Annotated in this window: 18 protein-coding genes; 5 read left to right on the top strand and 13 right to left on the bottom strand. The window is 49.4% G+C overall.

Annotation, left to right across the window (positions count from 1 at the left end; genetic code table 11):
- Positions 1-18: 18 nt before the first annotated feature.
- From DQW12_RS05165 to DQW12_RS05155, 3 genes are read right to left on the bottom strand one after another with little or no spacing between them, the layout of a single operon-like run.
- On the bottom strand, positions 19-825 hold the full coding sequence (locus DQW12_RS05165) for a DUF6671 family protein (RefSeq protein WP_113906791.1): 807 nt from the start codon (positions 823-825) through the stop codon (positions 19-21).
- 2 nt (positions 826-827) lie between these two features.
- On the bottom strand, positions 828-3,332 hold the full coding sequence (locus DQW12_RS05160; RefSeq protein ID WP_113906790.1) for a DUF2309 domain-containing protein: 2,505 nt from the start codon (positions 3,330-3,332) through the stop codon (positions 828-830).
- Positions 3,319-4,872 (bottom strand): NADH-quinone oxidoreductase subunit L, encoded by a 1,554-nt coding sequence (locus tag DQW12_RS05155; protein WP_113906789.1) that lies wholly within the window; start codon positions 4,870-4,872, stop codon positions 3,319-3,321. The genes DQW12_RS05160 and DQW12_RS05155 overlap by 14 nt, the downstream gene beginning before the upstream one ends.
- Before the next feature lie 123 nt (positions 4,873-4,995).
- On the opposite strand from DQW12_RS05155, the gene DQW12_RS05150 reads away from it, so the two are divergent.
- The gene (locus DQW12_RS05150) at positions 4,996-5,898 is read left to right on the top strand and encodes a LysR family transcriptional regulator (protein ID WP_113906788.1); all 903 of its coding nucleotides are present in this window, start codon (positions 4,996-4,998) and stop codon (positions 5,896-5,898) included.
- A 4-nt stretch (positions 5,899-5,902) separates the two neighbouring features.
- Here the strand turns inward: DQW12_RS05150 and folE are convergent, their stop codons facing one another.
- Complete coding sequence (gene folE, locus DQW12_RS05145; protein ID WP_113906787.1) at positions 5,903-6,544, bottom strand: GTP cyclohydrolase I FolE; 642 nt, start codon at positions 6,542-6,544, stop codon at positions 5,903-5,905.
- Positions 6,545-6,877: 333 nt separating this feature from the next.
- Here folE and DQW12_RS05140 point away from each other — a divergent pair, with 333 nt between their 5' ends.
- Positions 6,878-8,464: an ABC-F family ATPase gene (locus DQW12_RS05140; RefSeq protein ID WP_113906786.1), complete on the top strand. Its 1,587-nt coding sequence runs from the start codon at positions 6,878-6,880 to the stop codon at positions 8,462-8,464.
- Positions 8,465-8,473: 9 nt separating this feature from the next.
- Here DQW12_RS05140 and dbpA read toward each other — a convergent pair whose 3' ends face one another.
- From dbpA to DQW12_RS05125, 3 genes are all read right to left on the bottom strand, one after another.
- Positions 8,474-9,871 (bottom strand): ATP-dependent RNA helicase DbpA, encoded by a 1,398-nt coding sequence (dbpA, locus tag DQW12_RS05135; RefSeq protein WP_113906785.1) that lies wholly within the window; start codon positions 9,869-9,871, stop codon positions 8,474-8,476.
- A 78-nt stretch (positions 9,872-9,949) separates the two neighbouring features.
- Complete coding sequence (locus DQW12_RS05130) at positions 9,950-10,159, bottom strand: helix-turn-helix transcriptional regulator (protein WP_113906784.1); 210 nt, start codon at positions 10,157-10,159, stop codon at positions 9,950-9,952.
- Complete coding sequence (locus tag DQW12_RS05125; RefSeq protein ID WP_113906783.1) at positions 10,152-10,634, bottom strand: hypothetical protein; 483 nt, start codon at positions 10,632-10,634, stop codon at positions 10,152-10,154. Before DQW12_RS05125 ends, DQW12_RS05130 begins: the two co-directional genes overlap by 8 nt.
- 608 nt (positions 10,635-11,242) lie before the next feature.
- Between DQW12_RS05125 and DQW12_RS05120 the strand changes: the two genes are divergently transcribed.
- Positions 11,243-11,848 (top strand): hypothetical protein, encoded by a 606-nt coding sequence (locus DQW12_RS05120; protein ID WP_113906782.1) that lies wholly within the window; start codon positions 11,243-11,245, stop codon positions 11,846-11,848.
- 17 nt (positions 11,849-11,865) lie between these two features.
- Here DQW12_RS05120 and DQW12_RS05115 read toward each other — a convergent pair whose 3' ends face one another.
- Positions 11,866-12,405, bottom strand: coding sequence for a YaeQ family protein (locus DQW12_RS05115; RefSeq protein WP_113906781.1), 540 nt, complete (start codon positions 12,403-12,405; stop codon positions 11,866-11,868).
- A gap of 168 nt (positions 12,406-12,573) precedes the next feature.
- Here DQW12_RS05115 and DQW12_RS05110 point away from each other — a divergent pair, with 168 nt between their 5' ends.
- Positions 12,574-12,747 carry a DUF6435 family protein gene (locus tag DQW12_RS05110; RefSeq protein ID WP_113906780.1) on the top strand — a complete coding sequence of 58 codons (174 nt, stop codon included), beginning with the start codon at positions 12,574-12,576 and terminating at the stop codon, positions 12,745-12,747.
- A gap of 29 nt (positions 12,748-12,776) precedes the next feature.
- Here DQW12_RS05110 and DQW12_RS05105 read toward each other — a convergent pair whose 3' ends face one another.
- The 3 genes from DQW12_RS05105 to DQW12_RS05095 all read right to left on the bottom strand — a co-directional run bounded on the left by DQW12_RS05105 (position 12,777) and on the right by DQW12_RS05095 (position 14,695).
- Positions 12,777-13,151, bottom strand: coding sequence for a YchJ family protein (locus DQW12_RS05105; RefSeq protein ID WP_113906779.1), 375 nt, complete (start codon positions 13,149-13,151; stop codon positions 12,777-12,779).
- A 124-nt stretch (positions 13,152-13,275) separates the two neighbouring features.
- Positions 13,276-13,977, bottom strand: a complete 702-nt coding sequence (locus DQW12_RS05100; RefSeq protein WP_113906778.1) for an OmpW/AlkL family protein — start codon at positions 13,975-13,977, stop codon at positions 13,276-13,278.
- Positions 13,978-14,131: 154 nt separating this feature from the next.
- Positions 14,132-14,695: a lipocalin family protein gene (locus DQW12_RS05095; RefSeq protein WP_113906777.1), complete on the bottom strand. Its 564-nt coding sequence runs from the start codon at positions 14,693-14,695 to the stop codon at positions 14,132-14,134.
- Between the two features lie 82 nt (positions 14,696-14,777).
- Between DQW12_RS05095 and DQW12_RS05090 the strand changes: the two genes are divergently transcribed.
- Positions 14,778-16,244 (top strand): amidase, encoded by a 1,467-nt coding sequence (locus DQW12_RS05090; protein ID WP_157957853.1) that lies wholly within the window; start codon positions 14,778-14,780, stop codon positions 16,242-16,244.
- Between the two features lie 44 nt (positions 16,245-16,288).
- On the opposite strand, the gene DQW12_RS05085 is transcribed toward DQW12_RS05090, so the two are convergent.
- On the bottom strand, positions 16,289-16,687 hold the full coding sequence (locus tag DQW12_RS05085; RefSeq protein ID WP_113906775.1) for a rhodanese-like domain-containing protein: 399 nt from the start codon (positions 16,685-16,687) through the stop codon (positions 16,289-16,291).
- Between the two features lie 36 nt (positions 16,688-16,723).
- Positions 16,724-17,485 carry a sulfite exporter TauE/SafE family protein gene (locus DQW12_RS05080; RefSeq protein ID WP_306418740.1) on the bottom strand — a complete coding sequence of 254 codons (762 nt, stop codon included), beginning with the start codon at positions 17,483-17,485 and terminating at the stop codon, positions 16,724-16,726.
- Positions 17,486-17,545: the final 60 nt, after the last annotated feature.

Here is a 17,545-nt window from a genome sequence, read left to right as displayed (position 1 = left end):
TAGTTAGCCCTTTCTGCGTTAAGGGTTGCACCAGCGGCAATATTGCGGATTCGCCGCGTTGTGCGCAACCCGTTCGCTGCGGGAAAAACCACAAGCGTCACAGCATACGGTTTCACTTAAAGCTTGTTCGGTAGGCAAGCTGCACTGTTCACAGGGTAGGCCTTTGTTTATCTGCTTCACCACAAAATTCGGCGCCTCGCATTCTGGACAAAGCGCCTGCAACCGACGCGCTAAGTCTTCAGCCGCTTTGGTGATCATACGCTGCCGAGGTGGGCAATAAAGTGCTCGTAAATCGGGTTCTACCGTTAACGGCCATACACGTAAAGAATAACGTTCCCCCAGCGCAATGGCTTCTTTGAGCATGGTTAAGTTCAAACCTTTAAGCAGTTCATCACCAATGTTAACAATCCAATGCATACCTTCTGCGCTTGGTGTGGTGAGCTGGTCAAGCGCTTCGCTATTGTTAAGTACTACAGATTCGTAGGGAAAGGGTCCACTCGCTGCGGCATAAATAGTGCGGTTGTGCTTCGGTTCGTAATAGCAAAGAATTTCCTCATTCCAATTCACTATTCCGGGCAAAGGGCCGCCGCCAAAGCTACCTTCACTCCCTAAACCAATATCTAATCCTGTTAACGCAATTGCTTGTTTGGCTTTTTCCAGCGCACAAGCGTGGGGCGAGAGCGTGCGCTCAATCTCGCCAGCAAAAGTGCCAAGTTGATCCGTATTCCAGTTGCTATTTTCCACCACCCTCACGCCGAGCTTGGCCAACGCAGGTGCAATCAATTTACCTTTGTCGTGCTGCGTCACTAATACGGCAAACGGCATGATTAAACTCCTTCGTTTTGAATCTGGGTTTGTTGCCATTGGTCTCGGTAAAAACGTGTAAAACCACCGTTCTGTTGCCATTGCAGCACATGCAGCCAGTCGTTATTAATCAGTTGTTGCAACACCTCGTGTTGTGCGACCACCTGAGCTATGGCCGCCTGCTCAGCGGCAATAATGACTGTAAGCCGCTGCGGGGTATGCAAGCACTGCTCGCCTTTAAATACCGACTGCTGTGCCAGCCCTATGCGCAAGTCGCCGCCATTGCCTTCAAACACACCAATGCTGCCGCCGACCGCGTTGTGCAGTACTTTGTTACCGCTACCAAATTTAATGGGATCGCAAACCGACAGGTTGTATTGCATGTTAATCCAGTGCGCCACCACCATAGGCGCTGTCATGAGCAGCTCCAGTACTTTTTGGTTGGGGTCAAGGTGGGCTTGGTAATCGTGTAAAAATGCCCGGCCAGAAAGGTTTACGCCTTTACTCCATGCCCGTGGAGCGATAATAAATGCGGCGTTATTGGCAAGGCCCCATTCAGGGCGCTGTTGTGCCCAGTCTTGCGCACGAGCCTGCATGAGCTGGCGCTTTTGCTCTGCACTCAAGTGCCTATTTTCAGGCTCAAAATTGGCAATGCGCTCACTTTGCGCAACCTCTTGTGCTTTTGCAAATACATGGGCGAGTGGCAGCGGTGTATTTTCCTCACGATGCGGCGACAGCAACCGTATCTGGTCAGTGGTTGTATTATGCACGGCAGCCACAAACTCGGTGTGTTCGGGAATACTAAAGCCACGCGCCTTTAAGCCAGCACGTACCTCGACATGATTCAATATTTGCGCGAGCACCCGTGCATTTACCTCGCCACTTTGCCCACAACAGGCGCCGCAGTCGAGTGCAGCGGCCTGCAAATTATTTTGCGATTCGCTGCTATGCCCAACGAGCAACACTAGCGGCGCAAAATTGTCAAAGCTCATGGCGGTTAACACCGAAGCGGCAATGTCGGTTAGCTTTTCTAAGGAAACTTCATCGCTTTCGTTCGCAACCGACATGTTGTTGATTGTCCATTCTGAGGCGTGGCTCAAGTCGTTAACAACGTGGCCTAATACTCTGCCTTTCAATAGCTTGGGTAAGTAGAGCAGACCCATACTCTCAACCATAGAGAATGAAGACGGTGCCGCATAAGACCACGTTTGCATGCGCGCCTTACGATTCAGTTTTTGCAGCCGCGCCTCAATTTCCGGCTCTGCTAAAACCTCGGCAACCGTCAGCGCCGGGCTCAATAACCCGGGCGTATGCGAGCGCACAAAGGGTGTTCCTTTTGGCTGATACGCCAGCGGAACCCCAAAAAAGCCCGCAAAACCTTTGGTTTCAATACCCGCATGTTGTTGCTCAAGTGCTCGGCGCATTACTTCTGAGCGCACGTCAATACAAAATACAGCCTGTAGCCACGGAGTTTCGGCGTGGTCCGGTTCGGCTTTTTTCGCTGTGAGTAGCCGCTCTACATTACGCTGATACTCAATTTCTTGCGCCAGCGACCACACCTGCAAGGTAAAAAGGCGCGCCTGATGTGCGGCCTGCAATTCTGGTTTGCGCTGCCAAAGTACGCGAAAATCATGCAAACTTCGCCGAAAAAGAGGTTCGCTGTAGCGCTTTAAATAAGTGAATACCAACCATTCCCAAGCCATTCGAATTGCCAAGAGTTCGCGCATTTCGTTGGCATTCACATTGGTTGCATAGTAAGGGTCGCCAGTAGGCGTATGGCTTTGCCATTGTCGGTATGCAACCCAAGACGCCCAACCATGAATGTCGTACAGGCAAGCCAAGGCAAACTGCTCAATATCCTTTTGCTTTAATTCCATTTCCTTAATTACAAAGGCAATAGCGTGGTGGGCATTGGTTGGCAATTCTTGCAATAGCCTGCGCAGTTTCGGCGCCGAAAGCACAATAGATAAACCATAGTCGACTCTAGTGACTTCTAACCAATGTCCATAAAGGGCGCTATTCTGCCCTCCGGCACCTTGCTTACGGCCTAGCATTGGCCGCAACGACTGAAAATGCGCGGCACAGAACTGGCTTATTTGATGCACAATTTCTTCTTGCCAGCGCATTGCATTACGGCCACGAAATTGGTCTGCTTGTGCTGAATCCACAGTTACAGAAAACAAGGTAAGGGTTGGTGTGTCGTTTTGCGCTTTCAATTGGCTCACCAATTGCGCACTGGGCATATTAACCCCCAGTCGTTTGCCTGCGCGCGCTAGCGATTGGTCTGTTATTTTACCGTCTGCATAGGCTTTTTGATAAAACGCCGCCGGCGCGTAGCCCTTCACATTTGCCAGCAAGCTTAGCTCTGAAGCCGTTTTTGCATAGGGTTGGTCTTTAAACTGCCACCACGGGTTTACCGCTATGCTCTGATCGAGCGGCCAGGTCGGCGCAATTCGGCTGCATGCGCGTGCAATTGCAAACTCAATGGCGTCGCTCTGCTGCTCGGGTTTCAACTTAGCGTTTGCCATATAATCCCTCCTTTTTTGTCAATAACGCAGCTGAAGCGCGCGGTTGCGTATGGATAGGCCAAATAACTAGGGTTAATCGGGTTGACCATTCGTCGAGGTAAAGCCCCGCAAAGAGCATCATCGACAGCTTCTTTGCAAATTTTGTATTGGGAAACATATGCAGCAGTAAACTGGTGGTAATGAGCGCCACCACGAGGGCAGAGATCCAAAGGTCGGCGCCACTCAAAAACACCGTATGCACGGGCATGCTGGGCGGAATAAACAAGTGAGCAATTAACTTTAATCCGAAGTAAGCACCCACTAATACAAGAGCTGTGAGCCCGTAATGTTTGAGCTCACCTTGAATGAGTGTGCCATGGCGCTGTGCAACGAGCATCGTGATTGCGCCGATAAGTAATAACAAAACACTAAGCAGCACCATAGGGGCGGCTGCAAAGAGCTGGTTGGCAACGTTAGCGTAAGCCCATGTAGCCGTTAAAACGAGCCCTGTAGCGAGCACAAATGCAACGAGCCAATGTTGCCATGGTACGGTTGCAGCGGGGCTAAGCCGACGCAGCAGGGTTTGATTTACTGCACTGCCGGCGCTCAAAAAGGCGTAGGCTTTATAGATAGAGTGAGCAATTAAGTGCACCAGCGCTAACTCATAAAGCCCAAGTGCAATTTCCACCAGCATCATGCCCATTTGCGCGCTGGTGGACCACGCCAGCTTCACCTTAATACTAACGCGGGTAATCATGATCAGCGCGCTCAGCACGGCGGTAAGACCTGCTACCACCAATACCAGCCATTGTGCTGCCGGCACGGCAAGGGTAATGGGCGCAGTGATAAGCAACAAAAAACCACCCAAGTTCACCACGCCGGCGTGCAGCAATGCCGAGACGGGCGTGGGCGCTTCAACCACCTGAATAAGCCAACCATGCACCGGCAATTGGGCACTTTTCAACAACGCCGTAAGTGCTATGAGAACAGCTGCAGTCTGCACGCTGGGTGCAAGTAGCGGTTCGGCTTGCCACGCCAACAGCACTTCCGACAGATAAAAGGTTTGAAAGTGTGTGCCCAGTAACACCAAGGCGAACAACAAGCTTAACTCTGCCACTCGGGCCACAATAAATTTCTTGTGCGCGGCTAATTTCGCCCGCGGGCGCTCTGGGTAAAAGGTTAAGAGTTTGTGCAACGACAAACTAATAGCCACCCAAGCGCCCCACAATAACAAAAGATGATCGCTCAAAATAACCAGAGTAACCGCACCTAATGTGGCATACAGCCAACGCCAATAAACAGGCTTACGGGGCTCTTCTGCTAAGGCCTGTTTGGAGTAGGTCACTACCGCCCATGCCACCAGAAAAATCATTGCCAGTAGCAGAAGTCGCAGCGGTGTCACCGCCAACAAGGAGCCTTGAGCTGGATACATATAAGCAAAGCACGCGCCAAACAATGCGCTTACCGCCGCTACGACAATGGGCAAACGGCGCGCTAAACTCCGGTGGGCCGCAACCCACAACGTACCGATTACAAACCAAAGAAAAATTGAACTTATCATTTCGTTACATCGTCCCTAAACTCAAGTGCGACGAGTGTGACAAAATAAAGTTAATCTATAAAATAGATAAATCTTATAGTATTGTTCTATTTTACTTAAACCAATTCACCTAGGCAAAACCTCATGAGGCGGCTGAACTATAAACATCTTTATTATTTTTGGCGGGTTGCGTCAAGCGGAAACCTTACCTTGGCCGCCAAACAGCTTCATGTTTCGCAATCGGCGCTTTCCATGCAAATTAAACAGCTGGAAAGCATGCTCACAGTTACCTTATTTAACCGTGAAAACAGGGGGCTAATACTCACCCCAGAAGGCAAACGCGTACTCGATTATGCGGAGGAGATTTTTAGCGCAGGAGAGCGACTCGAAACGCTTGTTCGTTCTGGCTTCGACGCCGACAAAGTACATGTAAATATTGGTGTGCATTCTAATTTGTCACGGAACTTTGTGGAACGATTTGTAAGCCCACTACTGACCAACGAAAAGGTGACCTTTACGCTGCATTCCAACAGCATGGAATTGCTTTTAGAAGGGTTATCGAGCCATGACCTCGATCTTGCACTCACTAACTTGTTGCCGCAGAACACGGCTAGTAAGCACCGCTGGAACAGCCAATTGGTGTCGCGCCAACAGCTCGCAATTATTGGCCCGAGTGCAACAGCCATTGATGGCAGCGGCTTCCCCGCAGGCTTTGCTGACTATGAATGGATTTTGCCCAAACAAGGCACTGAAATTCGCAATAGTTTCGATACCCTATGCGCAAACTACTTATTTAAACCCATCATTCGTGCGGAAGCCGATGACATGGCCATGCTCCGACTACTGGCCCGCGACACAAATGCGCTGTCGGTGCTCCCCCCAGTTGTGGTGCAAGACGAAATAGCAAACGGCCAACTCCGCGTTATTCAGCCCCTCGCTCATGCCTATGAGCACTTCTACGCCCTCACCTTGCAGCACAAAAAACTGCACAAAACCATTCGAGCACTTCTACAACCGGCCGGAACCGACGCCATAGGATCGACTTGACCGTTTAACGCGTTAAAAACTCAAAGCGCGTGCGCTCGTCTTCTTTAAATACGCCGCCGAGCGCGGTGGTTTGCGTACTTGAATTGGCGTCCATGACACCGCGCGCTTTCACACAGTAATGCGTTGCGTTAATGGTTACCGCGACATCTTTGGTGTCGAGTAATACTTGTAGCGCAATTAATATTTGCCGAGTGAGGCGCTCTTGTACTTGCGGGCGCTGGGCAAAAAACTGTACTAAGCGGTTAATTTTGGAAAGCCCAATCACCCGCTGATTCGGTATATAGGCGACGGTTGCCATGCCGTCAATGGTTACGAAATGGTGTTCACAGGTGCTATTTACACTAATGTCTTTCACCTTAATCATTTCGTCCACTTCCATTTGATTCTCAATTACGGTTATTTTTGGGAAGTTCGCGTAATCAAGACCCGAAAAAATTTCGTGTACATACATTTTGGCAATCCGGTGTGCGGTTTCCGCTAAGCTGTCGTTGCTGGTATCTAAGCCCAACGCCTCGATCACAGTGCCCATGGCCTCTTTAATGCGCTGGTACTTTTCGTCTGCAGACAACCCATTCTCTACCATAGGCGTTTCTAAGCCGGCGTCACTCAATGCCTGCTGAACTTGCTTTGCAGCTTCTGAAATCATTTTTACCTCTCTGTACCTCCCGCAAACTCGGCAAGGTCCTTTCAATAGTGTCTGGCTTAATTACGTAAAAAGCCCCGCTTATGGATGTCGCTTCTTGCAAACCTTTTTACAATTCTTGGCTAAGCTTTTGGTATTAACTAAGAGCACCAGACAATCGTTACTGTCTATTTTACCTTCCCACAACACAAAATCCGAGCAATCTATTGCTTTCTATCTCAATTAGCGCCGGACAGGCTGGTGGTTAATTCGCCGCATTCCTGTTAAACTCGCGCGCTTTCAACTTGTGTATGGCCGCTTTGTTCGTGCCCGCCTTAATTAATTGAGTACCCATTCGTGATTTCAGCTGCAAATATCACCATGCAATTTGGTGCAAAACCCCTTTTTGAAAACATTTCCGTAAAGTTCGGTAATGGCAATCGCTACGGTTTAATTGGCGCCAACGGCTGTGGAAAGTCCACTTTTATGCGCATATTGAGCGGCGATCTGGAGCCATCTGCTGGGAACGTGTCGGTAGAGCCCGGCTTGCGGGTTGGTAAACTGCGCCAAGACCAGTTCGCTTACGAACAATATTCCGTGGTCGACACCGTAATTATGGGGCACGAAGCGTTATGGGCAGTGAAAGAAGAGCGCGATCGTATTTATGCCAGCGATATGACCGAAGAAGACGGCATGCGCGTGGGTGATCTTGAAGTTGAATTTGGCGAAATGGACGGCTACACCGCAGAGCCCCGCGCGCAAGAACTGCTCGCCGCACTCGGTATTCCGAACGAGCAACATTTCGAGCTTATGGCGGCATTAGCGCCTGGCCTTAAAATTCGCGTACTGCTGGCCCAAGTTTTGTTTTCCGACCCCGACATTATGTTGCTCGACGAACCCACCAACAACCTCGACATTAATACCATTCGCTGGTTGGAAAACGTACTGGCCGAACGTAACAGCACCATGATAATTATTTCGCACGATCGTCACTTCTTGAATAGTGTGTGCACCCATATGGCGGATATCGACTACGGTGAATTGCGTTTATACCCCGGCAATTACGACGACTACATGTTCGCCGCCACACAAGCGCGCGAACAATTACTTTCCGATAACGCTAAAAAGAAAGACAAAATTGCCGAGTTGCAAAGTTTTGTCAGCCGCTTTTCTGCCAATGCTTCAAAGGCGAAACAAGCCACCTCGCGGGCGCGACAAATCGAGAAAATTCAGCTTACTGAAGTAAAGGCGTCGAGCCGCATTAGCCCCTATATTCGATTTGAGCAAGACAAAAAGCTCTACCGCTTGGCGTTAGAAATTGAAAAGCTGAGCAAGTCTTTCGACGACCACCAGGTGTTGAATCAACTATCCACTCATATTGAAGTTGAAGAAAAGGTAGCGATTTTAGGCGCCAATGGTATTGGTAAAACCACCTTACTGAAATGCTTGATGGGCGATTACGCGCCAACGAGCGGTAGCTATAAATGGTCTGAAAACGCCAATATTGGCTACTGCCCGCAAGATCACGGTGACATGTTCCCACCGAACATGAACGTGTTTGAATGGATGAGCCAGTGGATGAAGCCCGAGCACGACGAACAGAACGTGCGCGGTGTACTCGGCCGAATGCTGTTCTCACAAGACGACATAAAAAAGCCAGTGAAAATATTATCGGGGGGAGAAAAAGGCCGGATGATCTTCGGCAAGCTGATGCTGCAAAGCCCTAACATTTTGGTAATGGACGAACCCACTAACCACCTCGATATGGAGTCTATCGAGGCGCTGAACATGGCCTTGGAGGATTACAAAGGCACGCTTATTTTCGTCAGCCATGACCGCGAATTTGTGTCGTCGTTAGCCAACCGTATTATTGAAATTACCGACACCGGCGTTCGCGACTTCAGCGGCAGCTACGACGACTATTTACGCCAACTCGGCTCCTGAAGCTAGTTGCTATATAAGGTGCGCCCTGCAGCGGCGCCCTTTCAGCTTATTTTGCGTGAGTACATTCAGAGCCTGTTTGGCTTTGTTTTTTTCTACCGCCACATAGCTTACTTGCGCTTGTACGGCAATTTTTCCAACCTGCTCCGCGCTTATCTGCTGAGTGCTGGTTAAAGCCCCCACAATATCACCAGGTCGAATTTTATCTTTCTTGCCCGCCATAATTTGAATGGTGGCCATGGCCGCAGGTTCTGGTGTTTTTGAGCTTGACGCATTGGCTTTAGGCAGCGGTCGGGAATCTCCTAGCGCTGGCATGGCTTCTTGCAATAGGCTGAATTTATAGTCGTCTGCAGAGGTAAGCAGCGTTAACGCCAAGCCTTTTTCTCCTGCTCGGCCGGTACGGCCAACGCGGTGAATATGAGTTTCCGTGTCGTGCGCCATTTCAACATTGAGCACTAAATCCAGTGCTTTAATGTCTAGCCCTCGAGCCGCTACATCTGTTGCGACCACAATACGCACACTGCCGTTGTTCAGGAGCATTAGGTTTTGCTCACGTTCTCTTTGCTCTAAGTCGCCATGCAGGGGCCGCACACTAAAGCCATAATTACGCAACAAGGTGTACAACGCATTCGCACTGCGCTTGGTATTGCAGAACAAAATTGCATTGCTCGGGTTACGATCCAGCAACAACTGAATGACTGCGTCTTCACGGTTTTGGTTACTTACCTGATAGAAGAACTGTTCAATAAGGCTTGCATCCGTTGCTTGCTCTATCTCCACATGCTTGGGGGACTGCATAAAAGCCTTGGCAATTGCAGAAATTTCGGCAGGAAATGTGGCGCTAAAAAGTAAGGTTTGGCGCTCAGCTGGTGTAGCCTGAATAATCCGCTTCATATCGTCGGCAAAGCCCATGTCGAGCATACGATCCGCTTCGTCGAGCACCAAAAACTTTAATGACGAAAGGTCAATTCTATTCTGGCCTAAGTGATCCAACACCCGACCCGGGGTACCCACAATAACGTGAGCCCCATGTTCGAGCGACTGTATTTGCGCGCGCGCCGGTACCCCACCGCAGAGCGTCAATACCTTAATATTCGGAAGGTTTCTCGCGAGCCTACGGATTTCTTCGGCCACTTGCTCGGCGAGCTCACGGGTAGGGCACAACACTAAGGCTTGCACTGAAAAATCACTCGGTTCAAGCTTGGCAATAAGCCCTAAGCCAAACGCAGCGGTTTTCCCTGAACCCGTTTTGGCCTGAGCTATTACATCTTGCCCCGCTAAAATTGCCGGCAAACTCTCTGCCTGAACAGCGGTCATTTGGGAGTATCCAAGGCCCTGCAAGGTTGTGAGTTGTTCGCTCGAAAGACCCAAAGTGGAGAAGTCTAGGTTAGAGAAATCAGTAGTTGCCATTTGCTGCCTGCCTATACAGGCATTGCGCCTGAAAATTAAAGGCTAAGTATAGCAACGATGGCAGCAAACCACGACTGGTTAGGTCTGTTCAAAATAAAACACCTGCTCTACTGGCCTATTGAAGTAAGCCGCAAGCTTCAGTGCAATAACTACAGAAGGGGTAAAGCGCTTGGTTTCTATAGTACTAATCGTTTTACGAGACACCCCAATAGCGTCAGCGAGCTCCTGCTGCGACACACCTTTTTGTGCGCGCAAGGCAGGTAGCTGGTTCAACAGCCGCTCATCCATGTTCAGCGTCTCCTTGCTCACGCATTTCCCATAATACGGAAGCGGCCCATACGCTGGTGCCTACCACAATCAGCATTAAGCTAAAACTACTCACGGTTACATAGCTACCCAATGTGGTTTCCGACCACTTCTCGCCAATCAGAAAACCGGGAATTAGCACTAACAACAAGCCCACGAAGGCTCGGGAGTTAGCCTTGCGGCTGGTTTCACGGGTAAATTCGTCGCTGTAAACACCAAAAATTTCGCGCCAGCCACCACAAAGTTTGTAGTTATTCACGCTTAAGCGGCTCACCACGCCAATGAACAGCATAGCCACTAACACCATTAAGGCTTGTGGAAAGAACCCCGTATTGACGCCCGCATAACCGAGCCATTTGTCGACCAATAGAATTGAAAAGTACACACCTGTAATTAACGACACCCATGCCGCGTACTTAAGAGACTGCGCTTGCGCTTCTGGTGACCAATCTGACATAACTTTATCCTCATTATGGGCACCACATTGACACCCTTAGGTATCAATATATAACCTTAGGGTATCAGATTGCAACCCTAGGGTATCAAAAAGTTATTCGCCATCGGCAACGCGGTACGGCGCAGATTGGCACTGGCTTTCTTCAAAAAGCGTGGATTCGGCACTTTAATCCAGTTATTACCACAATCAACGCTCATGCAGTGATAGCTGGATTGCTTGCCGTGCTTGCGCTCGAACGTGAGATAGCGCGCCGGGAGTGTGGGTTAAAGAAACTGTTAAACAATTTATCAAGATTGATACAGCTTTGCTGCAATGCAATCGCATCAAAGTCTTTGAACCAGTGGTATTTGCTTTATTTTTCCGCCACTGTCAACAACGGCTTATATTCCCGCCCGATTGGGCGAGGGTTTGCTGCGTGTTTGCTCACTTCACCTCATTAAATGGCACGCGCTACTTTTATACCAGATTTACAGCGAGGTGTAGCCTGTCGAAAGCTCATATTTTTCAGCGATTGCCCAGTTACTTAGGCCGCGACAAGGAGCGTTTGAGGCTCTACTCTAAATCGTGCAGTTCAGAATACTGCTTTATTCACGGAGGAAACTTTAAATATGCAAACATTCCTAATTAAAAAATCACGCGTGCAAAAATTAATTCTGAGTTCGCTGCTCTTGGCGTTAAGTTCAGCCAGCGTTTATGCGAGCCAACCGTCTACGCAGTTTATCGACGCCAGTTACGCCACTATGGACGGCGGTAGCAATGGCGCTGGCATTGTATTTAACACAGCCATGTCGGACCGTTGGATTGTGAACGGTGAAGTGTTCTACAGCTCCGATTCTGCAATGGGCGCTAGCCTAGACACCGCCACACTGGCATTAGGGATCGACTATCTTATGCCGCTTAATAGCCGCACCTTTTTGCAAACTGGGCCATTAATTCTTTATGCCAAAATAGACTATTCCGACAGTTTTGGCGGCCAAAGTTGGAGCGTGTCAGACTCCGAAACCGGTTTTGGCGCCCGTGCCGTTTTTCGCCACATGCTCTCTGAGCCACTGGAAATAAGCGCAGGCGCTTCTCTGTATAGTTTTGGGGGTAGCACCGATACAGACTTCTCAGCCGGTGCTCGGTACTATTTTTCGGAACGGTTATCCGCCAGCGCTAAAATTTATTTTAACGAAGGCTCATCTATGCAGTTCGGCGTTGGCTATCATTTCTAGCCGATAGTAACTTACCGTTAATTGGGCTCTTTTAAAATGGCCAAAGGCATCGCCACTTGGCCATTTTCATCGCTTACATACACTACGTTGTCGGTAATCATTACGCCCCAGTGCATGTTACGTTGCACCATAGCACTCAGCGCTTGGTGTTCGTTTTCTGGCAAGGCAACAATCGACAAATTGTTTATGTCTGCAATTTTAGGGAGCGTTTTATCGGCCCACACACGAATGTTGCCATACGCCACAACGGAACATAATGGCGCCTTTCGACTGCTTTTCAGCATGCGTTCAGGGTCAGGTTGGCCTACGTCAATCCAATGCTCGATCACTCCTGCTAAGTTAACTTGCCATAACGCGGGTTCGTCGGCGTCGGAAAGGCCCCGACCAAACTTTAAGTGTTCATGATAATAAAGCGCGTAAGCCAGTATTCGGGCCGTTAAACGAAGTTCAGTTTCGGAGGGATGGCGCGCCACCACAATTTTTACGCTGTCGTAAATACCTTGGTCTACATTTGAAATGTCGAGCTCAACTTTATACGGAGTTGCTTGTAGCGCCATGGGTGTCCAATGTTGGTTAAATTCGCCGCTTATAAAAGCAGCGAAAGAGTGAGAACGAGGCGCTATAGTAACGCGAAAGCATTTATTTGTGGCCTATTTATCGCTTGGTATGAACAAAGTACCCGCTTTACCCGTAACAGGTGTTTGAAGTTCTGTTGAGGTGCAATCATGTTTAACTTTCTAAAGCGTAACCCGACTAAGGCCCTGCGTAAGCAATATGCGCAAAAATTAGAGCAAGCCATGAATGCCCAAAGAAAAGGCGACATGCGTTTGTATGCTGAACTGACCGACGAAAGTGAAAAAATTTGGGCTGAAATTGAACGCGTAGAAGCGGCTCAGTAAGCAACGCTTGGAATGTCAGCGTGAAGCCGCTAGTAGTCGCCGTCGAGATAAAACCACTGGCCTTGCTCGCACACAAAACGCGACTTTTCGTCGAGCATTTGTAAGTTTTCTCCGTCGTGATAAAACGCACGAAAATGCACAAAACCTTGATTTCCCTTTGCGCTGCTGCTTAAAACTTGCAATTTTACCCATTCGGGATTGTTCTCTAACTTTAAAACGGGTCGTGTACTTTTGTGCCACGTTTGCATTAAATACGCTGCATTTGCGAGCGCAAAAGCACTATATCGCGAGCGCATCAGCTGTTCTGGTGTTTGTGCAACCTGTTGCTGTAAATGCAAAGGTTCGCAGCAGCTTGCATAAGCTTGCCCTGAACCACAAGGGCAGGCCTTTTCTGTGTCCGCCATACGTTTTTGTCCTCGAACTCGGCTTCGTTACGAAGGGAGGAATTGTAGAGCGGTGTATGAGAGAAAGAAAGAACAAAAAAGCGCCGTAGGTTTCCCCTTGGCGCTTAAAAATTTAACAGTTTAATTAGAACGACCAACGTACCCCGAGCATTGCCACGAGCGGGTCAATGGTTACATTCACTTGCTCAATCGTCGTGCCATTTACGCGCACAGCGGCGTCGGTGTCGAGTTGAATTTTACTCACCATAAAGTGAACCCCTACGGTTTCCGAAACGGCGTAGTTAAAGCCCGCTTGCAGTGCTAAACCCCAAGAATCATCGAGTTTAATCGATACCCGATCCGTGGCTGTGGTCGCGCCAATTGCTTCAAGCGTAGTGACCAATTCAGCATTAGCCTTAGTATTAAAGAACGTAGTGTAATTAATGCCCACACCCACAAACGGCTCAAACTTACTATTGCTTACATTAAAGTAGTATTGGCCCATTAGAGTGGGCGGCAGGTGCTTGGTTTCGCCAATGCGCAAACCGTCAAGTGTTCCCGTACCGCTAATGTCGTGGCTAAAAGGCGTTGCTGCAATAACCTGCACAGCCCAATTCGAGTTGAGTTTATAGTCGAAGGTTAAACCCAGTTGTGTGTTGTTATTCACACTTACACCCGTTGAGTTCGCTGGCAAACCCGCCACTGTTTCCACTACGTTGAGTGAGCTACTGCTGTCGCTTGGCATTACGCTAATGGCACCCACATTTACCGACAATTCGGCAAATGCAGGGGCGGCTGAAAGGGCTAAACCGGCGAATACGGCTAAGGGTAAAGATAGTTTCTTCATAAACACGCTCCTCATTTCAAGATGAGCGTATTTTGCGCTTTTGGCAGGCGGAAAACTTGCGCTAGGTCAATGTTTTGAAATGGTTTGCCACGGTTAGCGAGGTTCTTTGTTCTACATCAAATTTCGGGCGAAAGGTCACCCATAAATGCGCTCGCTACGGTAAACAATCCGACAACCAAATCAGCGCACTCACGTCGGCACCTAAACTTGCTGCGTAATCCGCATAAGTTTGGCATTTTTCCGGCGCCGGGTTTGGTTCTCGCGCCAAAATCCATAGATAATCAAAGTTCGGCCCAATAACAAGCGCCATAGAATAGTCGGGCTCTAATTTTGCAATGTTATACGCACCGTAAAAGGGCCCAAAGAACGACACTTTTAAACGGCCAATATTAGGCTCGCCGACAAAATAGGCTCGGCCCTCTGCTTCGTTCCACTCACCTTTTTCTGCGTTGTAGCCGCGATTAATAACCCGAACCCCGCCGTCGTCGCGCATGCTGTATTCTGCGGTCACCCGAGTAAGCCCTCTTTCAAACCGATGATCCATGCGGGCTACTTCATGCCATTCGCCGAGGTAACGTTTCAACGTAAAAGGGCTAACCGGCTCCACCGAGTCGGGAACACCGGTGCATCCTGCCAACGCAAAGGAAGCAAATATGAAAAAGGGCAGTGCAGGCAAGCGACTGCGCCACAAAGTCTTCAAAAACGAATAGCTAAACATCGAAATCCCAAGAAATTATCACGTTATGCCTCAGTATACGTTAATCTCGAATAAACGGGTTTTCAGTTCAAAGAGGCACCGCATGCACTATTTGTCGGCAACCGCTCAAGCAGAAGCAATAAGAACAGGCTCAATATCCAGCGAAGAGTTAGTTCATGCGCAATTGGCACGTATTTATAACGTTAACGCGAAGCTTAATGCCTTTATTTACAACGACCGCGAACGCACGCTTAAATTAGCCCTGCGTGCCGACATGGCGTCGGCGGAGGAAAAGGCGGCGCGACCACTGAACGGTGTGCCTATTTCCATTAAAGAATGCTTCTTGTGGCAAGACACCCCTTCTACAGTGAACTTTCCGCTTTATAAAAACTATGTGGCAAAAGAAACCTCGGTTTTGGTGGATCGCCTGCTCAATGCCGGTGCGGTTATTCTTGGCAAAACCAATGTGCCAACGCTGCTCGCCGACTCACAAACCTTTGGCCCGCTTTACCCTACGGCAAATAACCCCTTTGACCTGTCGCGTACCCCGGGTGGCAGTACTGGCGGCGGTGCGGCGGCTGTTGCCGCGGGCTTGTCGGCGCTAGAACTCGGCAGTGATATTGGTGGCTCTATTCGTAATCCCTCTCATTATTGTGGCCTATTCGGCTTAAAACCAACGGAAAACGGCTATGCCTCCGACGGCCATGTGCCGCCCTATCCGGAACAAAATGTGGGCGTAAGTGTAATGAACCACACCGGCCCTTTGGCCCGCAGTGCGGCTGACCTTGAACTTGCCTATTCAGTGCTTTACCAACCGGACTGGCAGCGCAAGCGCTACTTGCCGATCAATACAGCGCCCGACGCCAGCATTGATGCGCAGTCTTCGTTGCCGCTGAAAGGCTTTAAAATTGGTTATTTCGACACGCTTTATGGCTTACAAGCCGGTAATGACGTGCGTAAAGCCATGAGCACGCTCAGCTCTACCTTACAAGCTCAGGGCGCTGAGGTAACGAGAATTCGCATCGACACTCAACTGGCAGAACGCATGCTCAAGCTATGGGGACTGCTGTTCGGTTTTATGATGGGGCAAAACTTGTCGTGGCCATTACGCAAATTGTTCTACTTGAAATTCACCCCCGCGCTGAAGGCCTCCCGTTTACCTGCGGCTGGCGAATTAAAAACCGGTTTAAGCTTAAACTTCAAAGCCTTTAGCGCAGCGCTTCGCGAGCGTGAAGAACTTATTGCGGAGGTTAATCGTAGTTTTGCAGGCTTGAACGCGGTGATTAGCCCCACCTCGCTGGGCCCTGCTTTTTCGCATAACCCGAAGCACAAAGGTATTGTGCTCGACGGCGAAACCATTCCCTATATTGATTACTGCTTTCCGTTTGTGGCGTTTTACAATCTCACCGGCCACCCAGTGCTCACGCTGCCCACCGGCCTTAATGGCGAAGGTTTACCTATTGGCTTGTCGTTGAGCGCGCCGCACCATCATGAAAGTGCACTTTTGGCGTTGGGAAAACATTTAGAGGCCTCGGGCTATGCGTTTACACCACCCGAGACTTTTGCGTAAAACTCAGAACTCAGAACTCAGAACTCAGAACAAAGTACTGTGAACTAGACCTCAACAGGATAGCCGGCTTCTTTCCAAGCGTTAAAACCGCCCGCTACAGAAAATACTTGGGTAAAGCCCATGTTTTGCAAGGCATCGGCGGCGAGCGCCGAACGCGCTCCAGAGCGGCAAATCAAATACACGGGCTGATTTGCCAGCTCGTTTAACGCGGCATTTGTGTCGCAATGGCTACTCACCTGTGGATGTTGGTGAATGCGCATTTCTAACACGCCACGCGGGTAGTTTACGCTGCGGTCAATAAACCCTGCTGCAAACTCGTCGGGTTCACGCACGTCAATTACAATGCTGTGATGATTTTCCATCACCTGTGCAAGTTCCTGCACGCTCACTTCGCTAATACGCGTTTTTGCTTGCGCTACAATTTCATTTGAATTCTTAACCATTCAATACTCTCCTTTAAGCCATTTCCCTAAACCGAGTTACAACACCGAGCGAACCAACACAAATACACCCATAATCACCAGAAATACGGAGAAGCCTTTTTGCAATTTTTGCTTCGGTAACCGGGTACCGATATAGACGCCGAGCCCGCTACCCAAAACCCCGCCGAGAATCATGATTGCGAGTACAGGCCAATTGAAGCTCTGATCAAGCGCGCTTAGCACTTGGTAGTATTTGGCAAATCCCACCACCGACTTCATGGCGATAATAAACAAGCTCGTACCAATGGCTAACGGCAGTGCCAAACCGCCCAGTAAAACCAACGCGGGAACAATGAGAAAGCCGCCGCCGACGCCCACAAAACCAGTAATAGCACCAACAAGGAGACCGTCTGCGATAACTCGACCAACCTGAATTTTCTTTGGTAAGTCGGTTACCGGCGCATCGACTGGCTTGTTCCGCCACATCAGCACTGCAGCAATGAGCATCAGCACCACAAACACCAAGAGTTGCCAACGCGGGTCGATATAAGCTCCAGCCCAAGCACCGCCATAGGTTCCCAGCATGCCAGGCACACCAAATAACAATACATGCGGCCAAGAAATAAGCCGTTTACGGATGTGCAAGCTGGCACCGAACAAGCTAATGCCCGCAACCACTAATAGCGATGATGCGATAGCCATGTCAGCGGGCATATTCACAAGGTACATTAATACCGGAACCGTTAAAATTGAGCCGCCCGAACCAAATACACCAAGGCTAAGCCCAATCAGAATGGCACCGATTACTGCATTGATCATGGTCGTTCCTTTATTTTTCGGCGCGTTGTGCGTCGCCTCATGCTGTCAAAACACAATAAA

Origin of the sequence: Aliidiomarina celeris, assembly GCF_003316875.1 — a bacterium.
Taxonomy (GTDB): domain Bacteria; phylum Pseudomonadota; class Gammaproteobacteria; order Enterobacterales; family Alteromonadaceae; genus Aliidiomarina; species Aliidiomarina celeris.
This window is presented reverse-complemented; position numbering and strand designations above follow the sequence as displayed.

What these genes read in the sequence shown, in the direction of transcription:
- DQW12_RS05165 (WP_113906791.1), bottom strand. Translation starts at nt 825, where the DNA reads ATGCCGTTTGCCGTATTAGTGACGCAGCACGACAAAGGTAAATTGATT.
- DQW12_RS05160 (WP_113906790.1), bottom strand. Translation starts at nt 3,332, where the DNA reads ATGGCAAACGCTAAGTTGAAACCCGAGCAGCAGAGCGACGCCATTGAG.
- DQW12_RS05155 (WP_113906789.1), bottom strand. Translation starts at nt 4,872, where the DNA reads ATGATAAGTTCAATTTTTCTTTGGTTTGTAATCGGTACGTTGTGGGTT.
- DQW12_RS05150 (WP_113906788.1), top strand. Translation starts at nt 4,996, where the DNA reads ATGAGGCGGCTGAACTATAAACATCTTTATTATTTTTGGCGGGTTGCG.
- folE (WP_113906787.1), bottom strand. Translation starts at nt 6,544, where the DNA reads ATGATTTCAGAAGCTGCAAAGCAAGTTCAGCAGGCATTGAGTGACGCC.
- dbpA (WP_113906785.1), bottom strand. Translation starts at nt 9,871, where the DNA reads ATGGCAACTACTGATTTCTCTAACCTAGACTTCTCCACTTTGGGTCTT.
- DQW12_RS05130 (WP_113906784.1), bottom strand. Translation starts at nt 10,159, where the DNA reads ATGGATGAGCGGCTGTTGAACCAGCTACCTGCCTTGCGCGCACAAAAA.
- DQW12_RS05125 (WP_113906783.1), bottom strand. Translation starts at nt 10,634, where the DNA reads ATGTCAGATTGGTCACCAGAAGCGCAAGCGCAGTCTCTTAAGTACGCG.
- DQW12_RS05120 (WP_113906782.1), top strand. Translation starts at nt 11,243, where the DNA reads ATGCAAACATTCCTAATTAAAAAATCACGCGTGCAAAAATTAATTCTG.
- DQW12_RS05115 (WP_113906781.1), bottom strand. Translation starts at nt 12,405, where the DNA reads ATGGCGCTACAAGCAACTCCGTATAAAGTTGAGCTCGACATTTCAAAT.
- DQW12_RS05110 (WP_113906780.1), top strand. Translation starts at nt 12,574, where the DNA reads ATGTTTAACTTTCTAAAGCGTAACCCGACTAAGGCCCTGCGTAAGCAA.
- DQW12_RS05105 (WP_113906779.1), bottom strand. Translation starts at nt 13,151, where the DNA reads ATGGCGGACACAGAAAAGGCCTGCCCTTGTGGTTCAGGGCAAGCTTAT.
- DQW12_RS05100 (WP_113906778.1), bottom strand. Translation starts at nt 13,977, where the DNA reads ATGAAGAAACTATCTTTACCCTTAGCCGTATTCGCCGGTTTAGCCCTT.
- DQW12_RS05095 (WP_113906777.1), bottom strand. Translation starts at nt 14,695, where the DNA reads ATGTTTAGCTATTCGTTTTTGAAGACTTTGTGGCGCAGTCGCTTGCCT.
- DQW12_RS05090 (WP_157957853.1), top strand. Translation starts at nt 14,778, where the DNA reads ATGCACTATTTGTCGGCAACCGCTCAAGCAGAAGCAATAAGAACAGGC.
- DQW12_RS05085 (WP_113906775.1), bottom strand. Translation starts at nt 16,687, where the DNA reads ATGGTTAAGAATTCAAATGAAATTGTAGCGCAAGCAAAAACGCGTATT.
- DQW12_RS05080 (WP_306418740.1), bottom strand. Translation starts at nt 17,485, where the DNA reads ATGATCAATGCAGTAATCGGTGCCATTCTGATTGGGCTTAGCCTTGGT.